The sequence below is a fragment of the Borborobacter arsenicus genome (genome assembly GCF_003934165.1).
Lineage (GTDB): Bacteria > Pseudomonadota > Alphaproteobacteria > Rhizobiales > Rhizobiaceae > Pseudaminobacter > Pseudaminobacter arsenicus.
The window spans coordinates 33,349-54,186 of sequence record NZ_ML133508.1 but is presented as its reverse complement, the minus strand read 5'-3'; the positions used below and the strand labels follow the sequence as shown (position 1 = coordinate 54,186).

20 protein-coding genes are annotated in these 20,838 nt (G+C 58.1%); 4 read left to right on the top strand and 16 right to left on the bottom strand.

Translation table 11 applies throughout. The features are described 5' to 3' along the window. Positions 1-44: 44 nt before the first annotated feature. The 8 genes from EET67_RS00270 to EET67_RS00235 all read right to left on the bottom strand — a co-directional run bounded on the left by EET67_RS00270 (position 45) and on the right by EET67_RS00235 (position 8,056). On the bottom strand, positions 45-1,283 hold the full coding sequence (locus EET67_RS00270; RefSeq protein ID WP_128624206.1) for a diaminopropionate ammonia-lyase: 1,239 nt from the start codon (positions 1,281-1,283) through the stop codon (positions 45-47). A 63-nt stretch (positions 1,284-1,346) separates the two neighbouring features. Then, entirely contained in the window at positions 1,347-2,384 is a 1,038-nt protein-coding gene (locus tag EET67_RS00265) for a zinc-binding dehydrogenase (RefSeq protein WP_128624205.1), read from the bottom strand. A gap of 51 nt (positions 2,385-2,435) precedes the next feature. After that, positions 2,436-3,266 (bottom strand): putative hydro-lyase, encoded by an 831-nt coding sequence (locus EET67_RS00260; protein WP_128624204.1) that lies wholly within the window; start codon positions 3,264-3,266, stop codon positions 2,436-2,438. A gap of 128 nt (positions 3,267-3,394) precedes the next feature. Then, positions 3,395-4,105: an ABC transporter ATP-binding protein gene (locus EET67_RS00255; protein WP_128624203.1), complete on the bottom strand. Its 711-nt coding sequence runs from the start codon at positions 4,103-4,105 to the stop codon at positions 3,395-3,397. Then, complete coding sequence (locus EET67_RS00250) at positions 4,098-4,898, bottom strand: ABC transporter ATP-binding protein (RefSeq protein ID WP_128624202.1); 801 nt, start codon at positions 4,896-4,898, stop codon at positions 4,098-4,100. The genes EET67_RS00255 and EET67_RS00250 overlap by 8 nt, the downstream gene beginning before the upstream one ends. Continuing rightward, positions 4,895-5,950, bottom strand: coding sequence for a branched-chain amino acid ABC transporter permease (locus tag EET67_RS00245; RefSeq protein WP_128624201.1), 1,056 nt, complete (start codon positions 5,948-5,950; stop codon positions 4,895-4,897). The genes EET67_RS00250 and EET67_RS00245 overlap by 4 nt, the downstream gene beginning before the upstream one ends. Beyond that, positions 5,947-6,819: a branched-chain amino acid ABC transporter permease gene (locus tag EET67_RS00240; protein ID WP_128624200.1), complete on the bottom strand. Its 873-nt coding sequence runs from the start codon at positions 6,817-6,819 to the stop codon at positions 5,947-5,949. Before EET67_RS00240 ends, EET67_RS00245 begins: the two co-directional genes overlap by 4 nt. A gap of 91 nt (positions 6,820-6,910) precedes the next feature. Beyond that, positions 6,911-8,056, bottom strand: coding sequence for an ABC transporter substrate-binding protein (locus EET67_RS00235; RefSeq protein ID WP_128624199.1), 1,146 nt, complete (start codon positions 8,054-8,056; stop codon positions 6,911-6,913). A gap of 242 nt (positions 8,057-8,298) precedes the next feature. Here EET67_RS00235 and EET67_RS00230 point away from each other — a divergent pair, with 242 nt between their 5' ends. Next, positions 8,299-9,927, top strand: coding sequence for an AMP-binding protein (locus EET67_RS00230; RefSeq protein WP_128624198.1), 1,629 nt, complete (start codon positions 8,299-8,301; stop codon positions 9,925-9,927). A gap of 48 nt (positions 9,928-9,975) precedes the next feature. After that, a complete protein-coding gene (locus tag EET67_RS00225; protein ID WP_165899741.1) occupies positions 9,976-10,746 on the top strand; it encodes a TetR/AcrR family transcriptional regulator in 771 nt (256 codons plus the stop codon). On the opposite strand, the gene EET67_RS00220 is transcribed toward EET67_RS00225, so the two are convergent. From EET67_RS00220 to EET67_RS00185, 8 genes are all read right to left on the bottom strand, one after another. Then, positions 10,743-11,738: a type II secretion system F family protein gene (locus EET67_RS00220; RefSeq protein ID WP_128624196.1), complete on the bottom strand. Its 996-nt coding sequence runs from the start codon at positions 11,736-11,738 to the stop codon at positions 10,743-10,745. The two genes, EET67_RS00225 and EET67_RS00220, sit on opposite strands and share 4 nt — an antisense overlap. 6 nt (positions 11,739-11,744) lie before the next feature. Continuing rightward, on the bottom strand, positions 11,745-12,758 hold the full coding sequence (locus tag EET67_RS00215) for a type II secretion system F family protein (protein WP_128624195.1): 1,014 nt from the start codon (positions 12,756-12,758) through the stop codon (positions 11,745-11,747). 13 nt (positions 12,759-12,771) lie between these two features. Beyond that, positions 12,772-14,271: a TadA family conjugal transfer-associated ATPase gene (locus EET67_RS00210; protein WP_128624194.1), complete on the bottom strand. Its 1,500-nt coding sequence runs from the start codon at positions 14,269-14,271 to the stop codon at positions 12,772-12,774. A 29-nt stretch (positions 14,272-14,300) separates the two neighbouring features. Then, positions 14,301-15,584 (bottom strand): CpaE/TadZ family protein, encoded by a 1,284-nt coding sequence (locus tag EET67_RS00205; protein WP_170313199.1) that lies wholly within the window; start codon positions 15,582-15,584, stop codon positions 14,301-14,303. Positions 15,585-15,613: 29 nt separating this feature from the next. Then, a complete protein-coding gene (locus EET67_RS00200; protein WP_245450668.1) occupies positions 15,614-16,327 on the bottom strand; it encodes a CpaD family pilus assembly protein in 714 nt (237 codons plus the stop codon). Positions 16,328-16,353: 26 nt separating this feature from the next. Then, positions 16,354-17,925: a type II and III secretion system protein family protein gene (locus EET67_RS00195; protein ID WP_425359486.1), complete on the bottom strand. Its 1,572-nt coding sequence runs from the start codon at positions 17,923-17,925 to the stop codon at positions 16,354-16,356. Further along, positions 17,922-18,740: a Flp pilus assembly protein CpaB gene (gene cpaB / locus EET67_RS00190; RefSeq protein WP_128624191.1), complete on the bottom strand. Its 819-nt coding sequence runs from the start codon at positions 18,738-18,740 to the stop codon at positions 17,922-17,924. Before cpaB ends, EET67_RS00195 begins: the two co-directional genes overlap by 4 nt. Before the next feature lie 192 nt (positions 18,741-18,932). After that, positions 18,933-19,454, bottom strand: coding sequence for an A24 family peptidase (locus tag EET67_RS00185; RefSeq protein WP_128624648.1), 522 nt, complete (start codon positions 19,452-19,454; stop codon positions 18,933-18,935). Between the two features lie 220 nt (positions 19,455-19,674). Between EET67_RS00185 and EET67_RS00180 the strand changes: the two genes are divergently transcribed. Continuing rightward, entirely contained in the window at positions 19,675-20,109 is a 435-nt protein-coding gene (locus EET67_RS00180) for a pilus assembly protein N-terminal domain-containing protein (protein ID WP_128624190.1), read from the top strand. 133 nt (positions 20,110-20,242) lie between these two features. Next, complete coding sequence (locus tag EET67_RS00175; protein ID WP_128624189.1) at positions 20,243-20,833, top strand: TadE/TadG family type IV pilus assembly protein; 591 nt, start codon at positions 20,243-20,245, stop codon at positions 20,831-20,833. Positions 20,834-20,838 lie beyond the last annotated feature (5 nt).

Here is a 20,838-nt window from a genome sequence, read left to right as displayed (position 1 = left end):
CACTTGGGCCTGCCCGTCAAGTCTCTCCTCCACGAACACGGCTATTATGCCGCCACAGGAGTTTCAGGTGATTGTCCGGTGAAGTGGCGGAAAGCAACGGGGTCGGTTGCACCCTCGCAGTTGATTACGAGGACCTTCGCATTCTCGTCCAGACCAACCAGAGCACGTGCAGCGGGATCTTCGCATAGGGCCAGAAGTCCTCCAAGTCCGGCAGCGCCTGTTTCTCCCGCCACAATCCTTGGGTCGCCGCTGCGCGGGCTCGCAAAAAGCCGCATCGCCTCAACCGCGGCGTTGTCATTCATGCGCAGGAATGCGCTGGCGCCGGCCGAGATCGTTGGCCAGGCCACATGCGAAACCGCGGCACAGGACAAGCCTCCCATGATCGTTTCCAAATCTCCGTCGACGACTCTTGGCTCGCCTGCAAGCCCGCTGGCGAAAACGCAGTCGGCCGTGAGCGGCTCCACGATGATGAAGTGCGGAACGCGATTGCCAAGCAGATGATAGAAGGCCGTCATCATCGCAGCGGCCATGCCGCCACAGCCGGCAGGCAGCATCAGATGCGTCGGCAGTTCGCCGTCCAACTGAGCAAGGATTTCACGTGCCATGACCGAATAACCGGCCATGCAACGGATCGGGATGTCCTGATAGTAAGGCGTCGCAGAGTCCGAAATCAGGATTGCGCCAGGCTCGGCCTTCGCCACTTCCTCAACGGCTGCATAGGCTTCGTCATAAATGCCGTCGATGCGAACCACCTCCGCACCTTCGCGCCTCAACGCTTCCTCGCGACCATCGCTGACGCCGCTGGGAATGTAGATCACCGCACGGCACCCCATACGGCGCGCCGCATTCGCAACCGAGAAGCCGTGATTGCCGTCAGTGCAGCAAATAAGAAAATGGTCCTTAAGCTCTTCGCTGAATTTGCCAGACAGAAGATCGATATCCGAAATCTGTCTGCCCAACCGCTCGGCAAGCAGATTTGAAACCTCCGACACGCTGGCATAAACCGCGCCGAGCGCCTTGAAGCTGGCCAGACCAAGCCGGCGACCCTCATCTTTGCACCAGAGACGACTAATGCCCAGTTCAGTCGCCGCCCCGGATAAAGTCCGGAGCGGTGTTACAGCATAGTCGGGCCAGGTCGAGATACGGGAGATCGCATCCTCGGCCTGCTCCCTGGTATAGCAACCCAGCTCAACGGCCCGATTCACATCGGACTCCTTGCGAGGGTTGAGCAACAGCTCTGCCTCGAACTGGCCATTCACCGTGAATATTTGCTTGTCAGCCATTTGTCCTCCCGCCGGACCTCGAAGCCGGGCATCATGCTGTATTTGATCGGCTAACACAGCCCCTTAGTCGGCATGCTCCGGCTCAAGCACGATCTTGCCGAATATACTGCGGCTTTCGGCAAGACGATGCGCCTCGGCCGCCTCCTTGAGCGGCAGTTTCGCACCGATGATCGGCCGCAGCTTCTTGGCTTCCAGCAGTTTGACGATGGTCGCCAGTTCGTTCATCGTGCCGTGATTGGAGCCGATGATCGACAACTGCTTGTGCCATATATGGGCGGCATTCATGCTGACGCGATATCCTGATGAAGCTCCGCAGGTGACCAGTCGGCCAAAGCGCGTCAGGCTCATCACGCTGTCTTCCCAGACATCGGCGCCGATATGCTCGAAGACGACGTCGACACCGCGCTTTCCGGTGAGATTGCGGATCTCCTCGCGGAAGTTCTGTTTCTTGTAGTTGATCATGTAGTCGGCGCCGAGTTCCAGGCCCTTCTGGCACTTCTCATCGGAACTTGCCGTACCGAATACGCGCAAGCCATGGAGCTTCGCGATCTGAAGCGCTGCCAATCCAATGCCGGAACCGACAGCATGGATGAGAATGTCTTCGCCCGCCCGGATATTGGCCCGTGCCAGCTTATGCCAGGCGGTCAGGAAGGTGATGTTGGTTGCCGCGCATTCGGCGAAATCCAGTCCCTTGTAGAGAGGTAAAAGATTTTGCGCGCGCACGGTGGCGTACTGGGCATAGCCGCCCCATAGTGCGGAGCCGTAATATTTGTAATTGAGGCAGACATTGGGCTCGCCACGGCGGCAGGATTCACAGTGGCCGCAGCCGACGGTAGCATAGACCACGACAGGGTCGCCCACCTTGACGTTGGTGACTTCCTCACCGATCTCGGCGACCTCGCCGGCGATATCGCCGCCAGGAATGTGCGGGAAACGCAGGTTCGGACGATAGTCACCCTTGCGCCCAATGATGTCGAACCAGTTTACGGACGTGGCGCGGACCTTGACCAGGACGTCCGTGCGGCCCAGCGGAATCGGGTCCACATCCTCGTATTTGAGGACCTCCGGCCCACCATATTCGTGGTAAAGTGCAGCTTTCACGACAATATTCCTCCACTCAAAAAAGATATCTGCCTAAACTCAAATCTACGGTCAGAGTGCGGCAATGGCTTCTGAACGCTTGTCGGTAATAAACAAGTGTCCAACTTTGTGGGTGATCATGAAATCGATCTTGGAAGCAAGAGCCACCGCCTGAGGCGTCCCGCCACAGCCCCAGAACACCGGCACATCGTCTTCACCCAACTCGAAAACCCCGGTATCGAAATCGGTTTTGTTGAGATCCACGCCGATCAGTGACGGATCGCCAACATGCACCGGAGCGCCGTGGGTAGCAGGGAAACGGGATGTCACCTGGATTGCCCGCACCAATTGATGGTTCTTAATCGGCCGCATGCTGACAACCATCGGGCCGGCAAAGCGTCCGGCAGGCACACATGGCACGTCGGTCGTGTAAACCGACACGATCTTGTCTTCCTCCTGGTGGCGCAGCGGAATGCCGGCACCCAGAAGGGCCTCCTCAAAGGAATAGCTGCAGCCGATCAGGAACCCGACCAGATCATCGCGCCAGTATTTCACGATATTGCTCGGCTGATCGATCAGCTTGCCGTCCTTGTAGACGCTGTAGCGCGGCAAATCGGTCCTGAGGTCGGCATTGGCAACCTGGGTCACCATCGGACTGCCCGGATCGGTAACCTCCACAATCGGACAAGGCTTGGGATTGCGCTGACAGAAGATCAGGAACTCAAGGGCGACTTCCTGCGGCAAGATGATGAGGTTTGCCTGAGCATATCCACGAGCCAAACCTTCCGTTCCACCGGTCCAACGTCCCTCCCGGACGATGCTGCGGATTTCCTTGGGGCTCAGCCCTTCCAGGTCCGCCTTGGTCACCTGTGCGGCTTCAGGAACTTTAGTCAAAACGGTCATTTTGGCCTCTCTCTCGTTTGACGTTCCGTTATAAGTAATAACTTACTTACTTATGGATTGGAGTCAAGTGCTATTCCGAAATGTTAAGATTGAAAACGATTCCTGGAAGCGCCGGAGCCTGCTGTGGCTCAGGCTTCCATGCCCAGATAGGCGCTCTGGATATGCGGATTGTGGATCATATCCTCGCCTTTCCCCTCGAGCGTGACGCAACCTGATTCGAGCAGGAACGAGCGGTCGCACATCTCCAAGGCGGCGTAGGCGTTCTGCTCCACCATCAGCACCGTGGTGCCCTGGCGATTGATCTCCATGATATACTCGAATGTTTTCTGGACGTTATTGGGCGCAAGCCCCAGCGAAGGTTCGTCAAACAGAACGAGCTTCGGCCTCGACATCAAAGCGCGGCCGATGGCGAGCATCTGCTGCTCGCCGCCGGAAAGTGTGCCTGCCGCTTGATCGCGCCGCTCGCCCAGGACGGGAAACCGATCGAAGACCGAGTCCAGGTCTCTTGCCATTTGCTTCCAGTCACGACGCAGATAGCATCCCAGCTCGAGATTTTCCTGCACGGTCATATAGGGAAAGACGCGCCGCCCCTCCGGACAATGGGCAATTCCCATCTCCAGGATGCGTCGGGGCGAGGCCTTGGTGATATCCTCCCCTTCGAACGTGATGCGGCCGGCCACCGGCGATAAAAGCCCGGAAATAGCTTTCAACGTCGTGCTCTTGCCGGCGCCGTTAGCCCCGATCAGCGTTACGAATTCTCCTTGCCCCACATTGAGGGAGACCCCGTGGAGGACATTTATCTTGCCATAGCGGCATTCGATGTTGTCGACTTCAAGCATGCTTAGGTCCATGTCCTAGATACGCCTGGATAACTTGCGGGTTTTGCTGGATTTCCGCCGGCGGCCCGTTGGCGATGATCCTGCCGTGATTCAGCACGACGACACGATCCGAAACCCCCATCACCATCCGCATATTATGTTCCACCAGAAGCACGGTGATGTCCCGCTTGCCGATCTCGGCGAGCAGACGGCGAAAGGCCATCGCCTCGGTCGGGTTCATTCCGCATGCCGGCTCATCGAGCAGCAACAGTGTGGGATCTGCGGCAAGGGCGACAGCCACTTCCAGCAGTCGCTGCTCACCATAGGCAAGCGAGCCGGCCAGCTCGGCAGAGCGATGCGCCAACCCGACGAATTCGAGGAGCTGCAACGCCTCGTCACGAAATTCCTCTTCCTGGCGGCGGATTCTCGGTGACAGCAGCAAGGTCTCCCATACCGACCCGCTGCCGCGCCGATGCAGGCCGATCATGAGGTTGTCGAGCACCGTGTTGTTGCCAAAGACGCTGGTCTTCTGGAATGTCCTCACCAGACCGGCGTCTGCAATTTCATGCGGCTTGAGGCCGCCCATGCGGCGACCATTGTAGATGACCTCGCCATGAGTGGCCGGCAGAAAGCCGGAGATCACGTTGAATGCGGTTGTCTTGCCCGCTCCGTTCGGGCCGATGAGGCTTACCACCTCGCCCTTTGCGACGGAAAAACTCGCATCCGAAATTGCCACCAGGCCACCGAAGTGAACCGCGAGATTGCTGACCGTCAGGATCGGATCAGACTGGGTAGCCGTCACATGAGCATTCATTGTGCTGCCTCCCGCGGGCTAGCTTTGTTGGCCCTCGAATGCGGGTTCATTTTTGATTGCCTGCTTCTCTGAAAACCGGCCCACCACCTCTGCACGGCCGGCACGATCCCTTCGGGCAGGAAGAAGACGATGAGGATCATGATGGCGCCATAGGCGATCCACTGGACCTCAGGCAGCATATGGCCCCGCATCAGTTCCGGCAGTATGCCGAAGATCACACCCCCAACCAGCGGCCCGGCAAGAGTGCCCTTACCTCCCGCAATCACCATGATGACCATCGTCACGGTGTAGATGAAGAGGAAGACATCCGGATCCACGATACGCACGTAATGTGCATAAAGTGCTCCTGCTGCTCCGGCGATCGCCGCGGAAACGACTGCTGCCAAGACCAGAGAGCGGGTGACATCCACACCGACCGATTTTGCCAGGGCCTCGTTCTCACGCAGGGCAACCATCGTGCGGCCGATACGTGACTGAACGAGACGCTGAATGATGATGGACGAGATCACGGCGACCGCCAGCACGAGGTAGTAGTTTGCGATGCGACGCGACAACGCGGCACTGTCTGCCCAGGGAATGGTGAAGGCGAGCGACGGTATGTTGTTGAGTGCCATCGGTCCTTCGGTCAGATCAACCCAATTGAGGGCGACAAGCCGAATGACCTCGGCAAAGCTGATGGTGACGATGACGAAATAGGCACCGCGGACGCGAAAGGACAGCTTGCCGACAAACCAGCCACACAACCCTGCCACCACGATTGCGCAAATGACGCCGAACCACGCCGGCTTCGGAGCGAAGACAAAAGTGTAGTCCTCGGTCAGCTTCAGATCGAACCCAAGCGAGACCAATGAGGTCGTATAGGCGCCAATGCCAAAGAAGGCGACATGTCCGAGACTGAGCTGGCCGGTGTAGCCGAGCAAAAGGTTGAGGCTCATCGCGCCGATGGTGAAGATGCCCATCATGATGAGAATGTGCAGCTGGTACTGGTTGGTCACCCACAGGGGCACCGTCGCCAGCAAGAGAACGATGACCCATTTCGAGATATTGCTCATCCAATTCTCTCCGTCCTTGCAAACAGACCGGTCGGCTTGACCATGAGGACCAGGATTATGAGCAGGAAGCCCATCGCGTCGCGATAGCCCGACGACACGTAGCCGGCGCCAAATTCCTCAACCAACGCCAGCACGAAACCGCCTAAGGCAGCTCCCTTCATGTTGCCCAGGCCACCGAGAATGACGATGGCGAACGCCTTAATGACCGCCAGGTTGCCCATGGTCGGGATGACGATGAAGATTGGACCGAGAAGCGCACCTGCCGCAGCGGCCAGACCGGATCCGAGCGCGAACGTCGCCAGATAGATCATGTTGATGTTGATACCCATCAACGAGGCGGTGGCTGTGTCCTGGAAGGTCGCACGCATCGCTTTGCCCAACCGGGTACGCTGGATCAGCATCTGTGCGCCGATGATGAGCAGAGTGGCCATCACAAAGACGAAGAGACGCGCCCACGCGACCGAGACGCTACCGACAGTAAGGGGGTCTTCAGGAAACGGCATAGGGATCGATTTAGCCACGCCACTCCAGAGGAGTTGCTCGGCGTTCTGCATGATGATCCATGCACCGATCATGATCAGCATGGTCGTGTCGATGTCGGCACCGCGATGCTTGCTCAGCAGCAACCATTCGACAACCGCACCAAGCAGGATGCCCAGCACAATGGCTATGACAATCGCCAGGAGGAAATTGACGCCGAGCGTTACCGAAAACAGGTAAACCATGTAGGCGCCGAACGTGTAGAACTCGCCATGCGCAAAGTTCACCACACGCATGATACCAAATATGAATGTCAGTCCGATGCCCAGGAGCGCATAGGTCGAGCCCAGGATCAGCGCATTCAACAGGTGTTGCAACAACTGGTCCAAGTAACAGTTTCCCTTGACTAGATGGCGGTTGAGAAGAGGCGCCTGACCGGCGGATCGGCCGGCAGGCGCATCCAGTCAACTTGTAGCCGATTTAAGGAAGGGCGAGCTTGCCGTCCTTGATTTCGACGACATAGACGTTGGGCGAACTCTGGCCGCTCTCGCTGCCTTCGACACCCACTTTCTGGAACTTGATATTGCCGTTCACGCCCTTCACATCCACTTTCCAAAGGGCATCGCGAATAGCTTCGGGATCGGCGCTGCCGGCCGCTTCAACGGCTGCAGCTATGGCAGTGATCGCGTCATAGCCGCGGAACCCGTCGGACAAGCCTGACTTGTCATAGCCTTTTTGGTTCCACTGATCGATATAGCCATGCGCAACCTCGGGGTTCGCCGCCGCATCGGGAAACCACGGAGCAAAGAACAGGATATGATAGCTGTTGTCGGCAGCGCTGCCCAACTGTTCCGCAAGGCGATCAGGGAATTGTGACCCACCGGTTGTAATGACACGGCGGTTGACGTCCAGCGCTTTGAGCTGCTTGAAGACCAAACTCAATTGTTCATAGCCGGTGGTTACGAACAGTGTATCGGCATCGGATGCCTTGATCTTGGCCAATTGCGCCGAGACATCCTGGGCCGCCGGATCCATGGTTTCGGTCATGCCGACCTCGACGCCCTGCTCTTTCAGCATCTTGCCGAATTCACCAGCCGCGCCCAACCCCCAGTCGTTGTTGACAACAAGGAAGTCCACTTTCTTCATGGCGAACTCGGGCACAAGCTGCCCAAACGCCTTCGCCTCCATCTCGGATGTGGGTGCGATCCGGAAAACCCATGGATTCCCGGCGCTTGTGACCTTGCTGGACGAGGCGGTTTCCACGACCATGGGTATGCCATATTCCTGCAATTTCGGCATCACCGCGAGGGTAAATGACGACCCCCAGGCACCCATCATCGCAGAGACTTCATCGCGGGAAATCAACTTCTCGGCTGCGGCCGCAGCTTCACTCGGGTTGCTCTTATTGTCTTCGATCACAAGTTCGAGTTGCTTGCCGAGAACGCCACCTTTCTCGTTTATGGCCTCGGCGGCGAGCTTTGCACCATCCGTGATAAAATTACCGGAAGCCGCGACAGACCCTGTCAGCGGCTGGTTGATGCCTATTTTGATGGTGTCTGCTGCTGCCCCGGCAACGGAGCACGCCAAAACAGACGCCATAAGCGCCATTTTTGTAAGTCTGGACATGCGGTTTTCTCCTCCCTGCAGTCACTAAGTAATAGAACACTTACAAAAAAATGTGTCAATCACCCCGTAGCCGTTCCTGCGGCGATACGCGAAACGGAGCATCGGCGCCGCACAACCGAAACATACTGATTTGATTGTGATTTTGCCTCGCCGTATGGGCGGATCGTACCTGTGAAAAAAATTCTTACTTATTATACAATTCAATTGTATCGTGCATATCGAAATTGTCGCCGGGAGAAAAAATGCCGAGCAATGCATACAGAGAGCTGGAACGGTGCCAAGCCAATTACGCGCCCCTCACTCCGGTCTCGTTCTTATCCCGGGCCGCAGCGGTCTACCCTGAAAAAACTGCTGTAATAGATGGTGACAGGCGCTTCAGCTACCGACAGTTCGATGAGCGTTGTCGCAGGTTGGCATCCGCGCTGATCAATCGCGGCATTGAACGAGACGACACCGTTGCAATCATCGCACCAAACGTCACGGCAATGCTCGAAGCGCATTATGGAGTACCGATGGCGGGGGGCGTACTCAATGCGCTCAACACGCGCCTGGACCCGACCACACTCGGCTTCTGTCTGCGGCATGGGGATGCAAAGATCGTTCTGGTGGACAGCGAATATTTGACGCTGATCCGTCAAGCAATGTCCATTGCCGGAATCTCGGTGCCACTTGTTGTCATAGGGCATGAGGCCTGGCCATTCGGCGATGAAGAGGAGCAGTACGAGGCGTTTCTGCAGAAAGCGGACCCGATCGCATCCATAGACCGGATCACGGATGAGTGGTCGCCTGTCAGCTTGGGCTATACATCGGGGACGACTGGCGATCCCAAGGGGGTGGTCTGTCATCACCGTGGCGCTTACTTGAATACGCTCGGAAATGTGCTCGCCGCACAGCTCAATGACCAAAGTGTCTACCTCTGGACACTGCCAATGTTCCACTGCAACGGCTGGAGCCATACGTGGGCGGTTACGGCAGCGGGGGGTACCCATGTCTGCTTGCGCAGGATCGATCCTCAGGCGATCTATGCCATCATCCGCCAGGAAGGCGTGACACATCTGAGTGCGGCGCCAATCGTGCTCAATATGCTGGCTGAGCTCGCCGCCAGGCAGACGAGCAGTTTCGATCACCCCGTAAGAATCCTCACCGGTGGGTCGGTTCCCCCGACGTCAGTGATGTCAGCCGTGGAGAAGCTTGGCTTTCTGGTCATGCACATCTACGGACTGACCGAATCCACCGGACCCAGCCTGATATGCGAATGGCAGCCCGAGTGGAATTCACTGTCCTATGACGCCCAGCTTGCGAACAAGGCCCGCCAGGGAGTTCGCTTGGTTACCATGCAAGAGGCCATCGTCGCCGATCCGGCATCGGGATTGGAAGTCCGAGCCAATGGCAAGGATGTCGGCGAGATACTGCTCCGGGGCAATACGGTGATGATGGGTTATCTCAAGAACGAAACAGCGACCGGGGAAGCGTTCGCAGGAGGTTGGTTCCACACCGGAGACTTGGCCGTGCGTCATCCCGATGGCTATATCGAGATCAAGGACCGCGCCAAGGATGTAATCATTTCGGGTGGTGAAAACATATCGTCTGTCGAGATTGAAGAGATTCTCTTTCGTCATCCTGCCGTCAATGAAGCTGCGGTCGTGGCACGACCCGACAACAAGTGGGGCGAGCATCCTTGTGCCTTCATAGACATGAAGGAAGGCGTCGATCCGGTCGGTGAAGCCGAACTGATCGAGTTTTGCCGCAGCAACCTGGCGCGTTTCAAGATTCCAAAAACATTCGTCTTCGGCCCCTTGCCCAAGACCTCTACCGGCAAGGTCCAAAAGCACCTGTTGCGCGCGCGAGCCCGTAATATCGTCGCTCAATGATCTTTAGAGCGTATGAGCAGATCACTAGCCGTCGCGGGAGAAGCACAATTGGACAAGCCAACCGTTCCGAATACCAAAACTGCGAAAGCAACCGAAGGGAAGCAAAGCACCAAGGAAGCGGCCAGCAAGACCCGCAAGAAGGCGAGCGGCCAGCGTAAGCACTCCTATGTCCCAAGGGACCCAGCCGCAACGCGCCGGCGTATCCTCGATGCGGCCGTAAGCGAATTCGCAGCTAAAGGCTTTAGTGGGGCCCGGGTCGAAAATATAGCGAAGAGCGCGAATGCGAACATGCGCATGCTCTATCACTACTTCACCGACAAGGAGCAGCTTTACATTGCCGCTATCGAAGAGGTCTACCGTTCCGTTCGCGCCGCCGAACAGGACCTTCACTTCGAGGATGAAGATCCCTGCCTAGGCCTAGAACGGCTGGTCGACTTCACCTTCCGGCATTTTGCCAAGAATCCCGATCTCATCAGCATCGTGATGAATGAGAATATCCTGAAAGCCCAGTACCTGAAACAATCCGAACTCGTCCCCGCGATGACCACGCGACTGTCGAGCTCCGTCAAGGCCATGCTGAAAAAAGGCAAGGAGGTCGGGGTATTTGTCCGAAATCCGGACCCGACGCAGCTTTGGCTTACCATTTTTGCCTTATGCTGGGTGCATCTTGCCAACAAATATACGATGTCATGGACCTTGCAGACCGATCTGACCGATCCGGATTGGCTGGAAACACGCCGCAAGCATGTGACGGATGTCGTCTTGAGCTATCTTTGCGACCCGCGAGGAGACGACAAGGAGAAGTCTATCGGACTCTAGAACAACCCGCCTCGCTCACTGATCTGGATCCCGGCCGGGCCTAGTATGACGGCGAAAAGAACCGGCAGGAAGAACAGGATCATCGGCACCGTGAGCTTTGGCGGCAGTGCCGCTGCCTTTTTTTCCGCGGCATTCATACGCATTTCACGGCTCTCATTGGCCAGAACACGCAAAGCCTGCGCCACAGGCGTGCCGTAGCGTTCGGCCTGGACCAGAGCCTGCGCAACGGCCTTGACGGATTCCAGCCCGGTACGGCTGGCCAGATTGTCATAGGCCTGCTTGCGTTCCTGCAGATAGGACAATTCGGCATTGGCAAGAACAAGCTCTTCGGCAAGATCGACTGATTGTGAACCGATCTCGTCGGCGACCTTGCGCAAGGCGGCCTCGATCGACATGCCAGACTCTACGCAGATCAACATCAGATCGAGCGCATCCGGCCAGGCCATCTGGATCGATTGCTTGCGCTTGGTGGCGCGGTTGCTGACATAGATATTCGGGGCGTAGAAGCCGGCATAGGCAGCCGCTATGCAGGCGAACATCTTTACCAGCAAGGGCCGGTCGGCGAGTCCATCGAGAACGAACACGTAGAAGCCGGCCAGGGCAAGCCCGACAAATGGCAGCACAAGACGGAAGAACAGGAACTTCGTGAGCGGGTTCTGGCCGCGAAAACCGGCAACCTTCAGCTTGTTCAGCGTGTTTTCATCCGCCAGCGCACGTTTCAGATCGAGGCGGTCAACGATGTTGCGCATGCCGGTGGACTGGACTTCCCGCAGCCCCCCTTTGCGCCGCCGCTCGGCCTCGGCGGCCAGCCGTGCCCGCTGCCTGGCGCGCAATTCATCGCGCTCCAGGGCAACTGTTTTCATGCGCGCCTTGAGCGGGTCGCCAGTCAGCGCGGGCATGACCGTAAAGACCGTGGCGAAAACTGCGATAGCAACCAGAAGCGCTACGAGAAAAGCCGGGTCGGTAAGCGACTTGACGATCTGGTCTGTCATCTCATCCTACACTTCGAAATTCATCATCTTGCGCATCACGAAGATGCCGATCGACATCCAGATTCCAGCAATGCCAAGGATAAGATTGCCGGTGCTCGTAGTGAAAAGCGGCATGATGTAGGTGGGGCTCGACAGGTAGACCAGGAAGGCCACGATGAACGGCAACGCCCCGATAATAACTGCCGAAGCCTTCGCCTCCATCGACAAGGCCTGGACCTTGGCCTTCATCTTCTTGCGGTCGCGCAGAACGCGAGACAGATTTCCAAGCGCCTCGGAGAGATTGCCACCCGCCTGGCTTTGAATCTGGATTACTATGCCGAAGAAGCCGGCCTCGGCGCAGGGCATGGTCTCCGACATGCGCATGGCCGCATCGGGGATGGAAAGCCCGAGTTGCTGCCCTTCGACAATCCTGCGAAATTCGGTCCTGACCGGTTCGGGCGCTTCATTGGCGATCAGCCTTATGCCGTCATTGAGCGGCAGGCCGGACTTGACCGCGCGCACGATGATGTCCAACGCATTGGGGAACTCGTTCAGGAATTTCTTCACCCTGCGCGCCCGCAGGAACGACACTACCCAGCGCGGGATACCAAACGCACCGGCAATGAAGGCACCCGGCAGCGCAAGTGTCGGAGCCCCCAGCAAGAAGGCCACAAAGGTCAGCGCAACGCCGCCGACGGCGGAATAGATGTAGAAGCGCTCTATCGCCAGTTGCAGGCCCGCCTGCCGCATCTGTATCCGCAAGGGCGGCTTCTTCAGATGCCTGTTCCGGGCCTTCTGCTTCTCGTCGAGTTCCTTCAAGGAGTCCTGTACCGACTTACGACGCTTGGCGGCTTCGGTTACCCGGTCGCGAGCAGCTTTGACGACAGAGCGGTCGGTCTCGGCATATTTGATCGTCTCAAGCCGCTTGCCGACTTTCTTCTCGCTTTCCATAGATTTGACAAGGAAGGCATAAGCGACTGCGCCGGCACTGAGGCCAGCGAGCAGGACGAATACCAGAACCGTATTGTCAAACCCGAACATCGGAACCAATCCTTCAGTTCGCCTGCTTTTCCATGGCCTCCAGGGCCAGCGCCAGGCGCTGCTCCTCACCATAGTAACGGGCCCGATCCCAGAAATGCGGCCTGCCGATGCCGGTCGATACATGTTCGCCGAGCAACCGCCCGGACGCATCTTCACCCTTGATATTGTAGACGACGAGGTCCTGCGTGATGATGACGTCGCCTTCCATGCCGATCACCTCAGTGATGTGGGTGATACGGCGGGAGCCGTCGCGTAGACGCGCAGCCTGGATGATGACGTCGACCGAGCCGACGATGATCTCGCGCACGGTTTTCTGCGGCAGGCTGAAGCCACCCATGGCGATCATGGATTCGACACGGTTGAGGCACTCGCGCGGGCTGTTGGAGTGGATCGTCCCCATCGAGCCGTCATGGCCGGTATTCATCGCCTGGAGCAGATCGAAAACCTCGGGTCCGCGCACTTCGCCTACGATGATGCGCTCGGGCCGCATGCGCAGGCAGTTCTTGACCAGATCGCGCATCGTCACCTCACCCTCGCCTTCCAGATTGGGCGGGCGCGTTTCGAGCCGTACGACATGGGGCTGCTGCAACTGGAGTTCGGCCGAATCCTCGCAAGTGATGACACGCTCGTCGCGATCGACATAATTAGTCAGGCAGTTTAGCAGCGTCGTCTTGCCCGAACCGGTACCACCCGAGATGATGACATTGCAGCGAACGCGGCCGATGATCTTGAGCACCTCGGCACCCTGGGGCGAAATGGCACCGAACTTCACCAACTGATCGAGCGTCAGCTTGTCCTTTTTGAACTTGCGGATGGTGAGTGCCGTACCATCGATCGCAAGGGGCGGTGCAATGACGTTCACGCGCGAACCGTCGGGGAGGCGCGCATCGCAGATCGGTGAGGATTCATCCACACGCCGGCCTACCTGGCTGACAATGCGCTGGCAGACATTGAGCAGTTGCTGGTTGTCGCGAAACCGGATCGAGGTCTCCTCGACCTTGCCATTGACTTCGATGAAAATCTGTTTGGCGCCATTGACCATGATGTCGGCAATATCATCGCGCGCCAGCAGCGGCTCCAGCGGCCCATAGCCCAGCACGTCATTGCAGATGTCTTCGAGCAGTTCCTCCTGCTCCGAGATCGACATCGCAAAGTTCTTGATCGCGATGATGTCGTTGACGATATCGCGGATCTCCTCACGCGCACCGTCGGGGTCGAGTTTGGCAAGCTGCGACAGGTCGATGGTGTCGATCAGCGCCGAAAATACCTGGGATTTGGTGTCGTAGTAACTCTCGCCACGTTCCCGAGCAGGCCGGCGCGGTTCGGGTGCGAGCGGTGGCGCTTCGACAGGGCGACGCGGCGCAGCAGGAGCAGCCGCAGCCAATCGCGGCTCAAGCACTGGTTGGGAAGGTTGGGTTATCTCCGCCTTGGCCGGCTGCGTGAGTACGGGGGCTGGCGCGCGAAATTCCGGTGTTACCCGGCGTCCGTCGTCATTGCCTCTTTTGCCAAACATGATCAGCTACCAATCCCGCCGTCCGACGATCACTTCTTCTTCGGCTTCAATTTGCCAAGAATGCCGCCGAGCCCGATTTTCTTCTTTGCCTTGATCTCACTTCGCCCGGTCAGGACGTGCGCCATCTCGTTGACGATCTGGACGATGGGATTCTTGGCATCCATCTCACCCAACATGCGCCCGTTATTTGCGGCATTGCCAAAGAGTTGCGGTTCGAACGGAATGACTGCCAGCGGTGTGATGCCCAGCGGCTCGGCAAAATCTTCCGCGGAAATCTCCGGCCGCTTGGCGATGCCGACCTGGTTGATGACCAGCTTGGGCGGCGCATCATTGGGCCTCAGCTTCTGCAACGTGTCGATCAGATTCTTGGCATTACGCAGATTGGCCAGCTCGGGCGTTGCCGTGATGACGATATCATCGGCTTGCATCAGCGTGCTTTTGGACCATCCGCTCCAGACATGCGGTACGTCGAGCACCAGGACAGGCGCGCTGCGCTGCGCTGTATCGATGATCTGCGAAAAGGCTTCGGGATCGAAGTCATAGACGCGGTCGAGCGTCGATGGTGCCGCAAGCAGCGACAGCCGCTCGGCGCATTGGGCAAGCAGGCGATCGAGATAGACCTCGTCAATTCGCTCGGGCGAAAATACCGCCTCGGCAATGCCCTGGGCGGGATCTTGATCGAAATTGATATTGGCCGTTCCGAAAGCAAGATCGAGGTCGGCGACCACCACTTCCGAGCTGAACAGGTTGGACATGCTCCAGGCAACATTGTGGGCGATGGTCGAAGACCCCACACCGCCCTTGGCACCGATAAACGCGATCGAACGACCGATAGGGTCGGCCTCCGGATCGACGAAAATGGAAGAAATGACGCTGACGATATCAGCCATCGAGATCGGCGCCACGACATATTCCGAAATGCCGGCCCGGATCAGTTCCCGGTACAGGCCGACATCGTTGTAATGACCGATGATCACCACTTTGGAGGTCGGGTCGCAAACCTCTGAAAGCTCCCGCAAGGAACCCAACAGCGCCTTCGGCTCGCTGCGCGATTCCAGGATGATCAGATTGGGGGTGGGCGCGCTCTGATAGAATTCGATCGCCGTCGCCACACCGCCCATATGGACCTTCAGATGCGCCTTGGCCATGCGCCGGTCCTCGCCGGCGCGCTCAATGGGTCCGGCGATGCTCTCGGTCTCGCAAAATGCCTGGATCGAAATGCGAGGCACCGGCCGCAACGCGCTCATGGCGGCAATGTCCTGCTGCGGCGTTTCGCTATCCTCAGAGACCGAGTCATAGGCGAGATTGCTCATATTCATTCTCTCCGTGACCTTCGTGCGGTCTAAAAATCCACTTCGGATTGGCGGATGAAATCAGGCGTCATCAGCCGGTTACGATAGTCGTCAATGACCTTGCCGCGGTTTTCCGCATCGATCGTCGTCTGCTGGCGTGGTCCGAGAAGATCAGCCGGGTTAGCGATCTGGGCGGCCAGGTTGTTCTGATAGGAACAGCCGAAATTAGCGTAGTGTTTGTTTTCGGTAGTGTCGGCCAAGTCTTCCGGCCAGCGGCCGCAAGGCCCGGTCTGCGCCTTCATGGCGGTATAAGCTACGCGGATCGGCGCTGAAGCAGCCAGCGTCGCGGGCTGATAGGAAGAAATGAACACCCGTCCGTCCGGCACACCCCGTGCCCGTGCCAGGCGTGCAAAATCACGCCCAGCCTCGCCTGCCGCCACCGCATTGGGCGTTCCTGCAGGAACCAGGATTGTCAGGACCGGCGCGGCACTGCGATCATAGTCGGCCAGGAAGCCTTGTAACGCCACGCGCTGCATTTGCGTCATGCCGCGATCGCTGGCGGCAACCGGCAGGTCGAGCACCTGATCCTTTTCGCCAATGACGATCGGATGATTGGTGCGATAATCGTCCGGAATGGCGCCAACGGTGATGCTGTCGCTGCGGTTGGCACAGCCCGTGAGCAGGGCGGCGGCCATCATTGCCAGCAAGGGCCCAGCCCATCTATTCGGCCTTTCATATGCACCGGCTGGGCCGGCCTCAAACATTGCCTTGAACATGGCCCGTCCCCCGATCATTTGTAGATGTAACCGACGACGCCATGATAACGGCCGTTCGGTCTGCTGGTCTGCATGGTGCCGTAAACTCGGTTAACCCTGCCAAGAAACATGCCCGCGCCATCGCTGGCGGCGTTGAAATTGTCGTCTGGCTTGGCCAGCGCCGCCCGTGCCACCGGCTTCGACAGATAGGGCGTCACGATGATGACGAGCTCGGTTTCGTTGCGGACGAAATCACGGCTGCGAAACAGCGTACCGAGTACAGGAATCTTTGAAAGACCAGGCAGGCCATTGATGGCTTGCCTGATGTCGTCGCGCACCAGACCGGCAATCATCATGGAGCCGCCGGAGGGCAATTCGACCGTGGTGTCGGCAAGCCGCTTGCGGATGGAAAGGGCCGTCATACCCGGTTGATTGAAGCGTTGGCCACGTTGGAAGCCACCTGAGAGTGTGACTGACCCCTCATTGGTCGGTTCGGAGACAGATGTTCGTACCTTGAGGCTGATCCGACCAGGGGAAAGCACTACCGGCTGGAATTCCAAGCCAATACCATATTCGAGCTTCTCAATTTCGTAGACGGTTCCGCCGGTGCCTTCATCCGCTTTCTGGTTGGTCACCAAATTGAACTCGCCACCGACCTTGAAGGTCGCCTTCTCGCCCGACACGGCGGTCAATGTCGGCTCGGCCAGTGTTTTCATGACACCGGCTTGCTCCATGGCGTTGACATAGGCGTCGATTGTTGAGGTTCCGAGCGACACCTGCGACGCAGACAGCGGTTTACCCAGCCCAGGAATACTGTCACTTATGGCTCCCCACGCGATGCCATTGCTGTCGCTGGCTATCATGTTGACGCCGAGCTGCTTCATGACGTTGCGGCTGACCTCGGCAACAGTGACTTTCAAAGTCACCTGATCCTCGCCGATGATCTGCAGCATATTGACGATGCTGCTTACCCGCCGCTCGGAATCCGGGTTGTTGATGTCCACACCACCATCGGAAGAACCGCCGGAAGCGGTCTGCGAATATTGCCCGGTCGTCGCCTCACCGCCACTGACGAAGATCGTCGCCAATTGTTCCGCTCGCTTGGCATCAAGCGGCGTTTCAACCGTGCCGGTGAGCACGACGTTGTCGTTGATCAGCTCGACCTTGACGTCGGAATTGGGAATGAACCGCTTGATGTAGTCTTCCAAGCCGGCCACATCGCGCTCAACCGCCAGTTCAAGACTGACGATCTGCTCGCCATTCGGACCGAAGACGAAGATATTCGTCTCGCCCACCGCCTTGCCGAACAGATAGATGCGCCGCGCGGTTCGGGTAACGGCGTCGGCAACCGCAGGATTGGCAACGAGAATGTCATAGGCATCGGCGGGCAGGTCGATAACGATCGACTTGTTCAAACCGAGCTTTATGCGCTGGCCTTGCTTGGCCGACTGACCGAGGACAGCCTTGCCGGCCTGCGCTTCGACGAAGCCAGGAAAGCCGGATTCGGCCACCAGCATGGCACCGGCGGCTGCGGCGAGCACAAAGACCCTCGCGGTGTTCCGAACAACGCCTGGAGCAACGGCGCAGATTGCCCTGTTCAACGTCATTTCCTTGCCCCCACTTCGGAAACTTCCCCTGACTTGATCATGCGTACCGTGCCGCGCCGGCCATTGCCGGACACGAGATAGTCGGCCTCTTCCTGCGGGTGCTGCTGGGTGTCGGCAATGGAACGCAGCGACAAGGTCAGGCGATCGGCCATCTGCTGCGCGACCGTGATGATTTCGGCCTGCTGCGGCGTCAGTTCCAGTGTCGCCGTCTCGCCGACCTTGACCCGGCGACCTTCCTCGTCTTCCTGGATGGCCTGGTCGATCGCCAGGACCTTGATGTTCTTCAGGATCGTTTCGGTAATGAAACCGCTGCCGCCCGCCACCTCGGGGTCGGCGCGGCGCGTCATGATCACATCGACAAAATCATTGGGCAGGATGAAACCGCCTGCGGAAGTATCGGCGGCGATGCGGGTCGCAATGGCGCGTTTGCCCGATGGCAGGATGGAGGACATGAAGCTCTGGCCTTCGCCGACCAGCTTGGAGCGCCGCAGCGGCTCGCCACCATACATGGCGACCCTGGCAAGGGAACCCTTGAGCTTTTCGAGCGCCTCCGGATCGGTCGCGCGGGTGATGAAACCGGCACTTATGCCGTCCACGGGCCAGGACTGCCAACTAAGCTGTCCATCCAGAGAGCCGCCTATCGGCACATCGCCTGACAGCACAAGCACATCGGCAAGCTGGATCCCGGGTTCGGCGGCGTCGGTATCGTTGGTGATTTCCTGCGGCGCCAGCGCCGCCATGTTTTTCGCGACATATCCGGCGCCACCCGCCGCGGCGACTGCCACGCCCAGAATAATCAGTCGGGATGCAACCATCTTGCCGAACCTCGCCCCTGGCAAACCCTCAAAGCCAGGACGGAGGTTGCATCGGCAATCGTCAAATTAAGGTTAATGCTGTCCTTACGATCGTGCTTAATTTTAGGTTACCACGACTTGCCGATGTCTGCTTTGCTGTAATGAAGCCAGTAAGACTTGCTCAATCGAGCGTAAGGCAAAGTGCAAACGCATCTATTGTGTCGCCAGTTGCTCCAGAGCCCAGACCATGAGAGGCGACTCAGGAAAGACAAGCAGCCCGCCGGCGCCGAGCGCGATACCATAGGGCACGCCATTGGTTCCCTCGGCGAAATTGCGCATGAACATGTTACGGCTGGTAAATACGGCGATTGCCGATTTGCGATAGCTCAGGATCGCGAGCGTCAGCACTCCGCCCAGGACAGCCGAAACGACAATATATTTGACAAGCGGGATGCCCATGCCCATCCAAACCGCGCTCGCGGCAAGGAGCTTGGCGTCACCTCCGCCCATGCCTCCCATCGCGAACAAAGCGAATGTAACCAGAAGAACCGTGACGCCCGCCGCAAAATGCAGCCCATATTGGGCCCAATCCATCCCGGTCATCGGGGCGACCACGGCAAATACTAGCACCAGGAGGACCGGCACGCGGTTGGCTATGGTCATCGACAGCGTATCGGAGATCGCTGCAAAGAGCATGCAGAAGGGGAAAACCACGAAGATCAGCGCTTCAAGCATTGGCATCACACATGCACGGAAACAACAGCATAGAGCCTGACCACACTTCGATTAAGGATTGATGAGTCCCCAGCGCACATCTGTAACCGATGATCAGCGTCGAACATGCTTTATGGGTTGTTCTTGCGGGAGCGGCCACAGTCCGGATGGATTGCACTTAACGCTTGGTTCACCAATATCGTTCATTTTCCCTACAACACTTCCTTTGCCGGAGCGCCGCATGGCCAAGCTGAAAACAACTTTCCGTCTTGCCGGTACGCTTGCCATCATCACGGCAGCCTGTGCCCTTTCAGCGCCTTCTACGGCTGGCGCCGGCATCGATGTGGTGATGAACCAGGCAAAAATCGTCCGGCTGTCACGGGCCGCCGATACAATCGTCATCGGCAATCCAGCTATCGCCGACGCTGCCGTCCAGGACGCAACAACCATCGTGCTCACCGGCAAGGGGTTTGGCGTGACCAACCTGGTGGTGCTTGACCGGGACGGCAGCCCAATCGTGGACGAGCAGGTTACCGTTGGTCGCGATGAGGCATCATCCGTGCGCATCTATCGGCGCGCGGAGGTCCAGACGATGTCCTGCACACCCTATTGCGAGAGCTCGTACAAGAGCGAGGCCGAACGCGTTTCGGAAGCCGAAATGAGTGCCGGTCGCTAAAAGTTTCAGCCGGCCAGTTTGCTTAGCAGCCAGTAAACAAGTTGGCTGAAACTTTACTGGCCATCCAAACCGGACTGCAACGGATTTGCTCTAACGTCTTGCTGACACCAAACTAGGATCGGCGGACACGGAGATGAGCACTGCTCCCAAGACGGAACGCAAAGCCTCAAAGCAACCTGGCCTTCTATCGAGATTCTTTCGAAATAGAAGCGGCGCCACCGCTATCGAATTTTCGGTCCTTGCACTGCCTTTCGCGGCGCTGACCTTCGCAATATTGGAAAGCTGCATTTCCTTTGCAGGGCAGCAGGTGCTTGCCAATGCAACAGACGACGTCGCCCGGCAATTTCGCACCGGCCAGCTGCGGAAAGACCCGCAACTTACAGAAGAATTGTTGAGGACGATGATCTGCGATCGGATCGGGGTCATGGTCACTGATGGCTGCCCAGGGCTTCAAGTCGACCTTCGGGCATACACTTCATTCGCGGAAGCGGCGGCGACGGGTTTCAAGATCCTCGACAAACAGATCGTGCTGACAAAGAACGGACAACCGGACCTGGGTGGCTACAAGGTGGACCCCGGAGGCGCGCAATCAATCAATATGTTGCGGGTGTTCTATGCCTGGCCAGTGATCACCGACTTCATGAGAGCGGCAATGTCCAATCTGGAAGGTGGCAAGACGCTGCATTTTGCTGCCACGACCTGGCAGAATGAGCCTTTTGACTAAGGGGA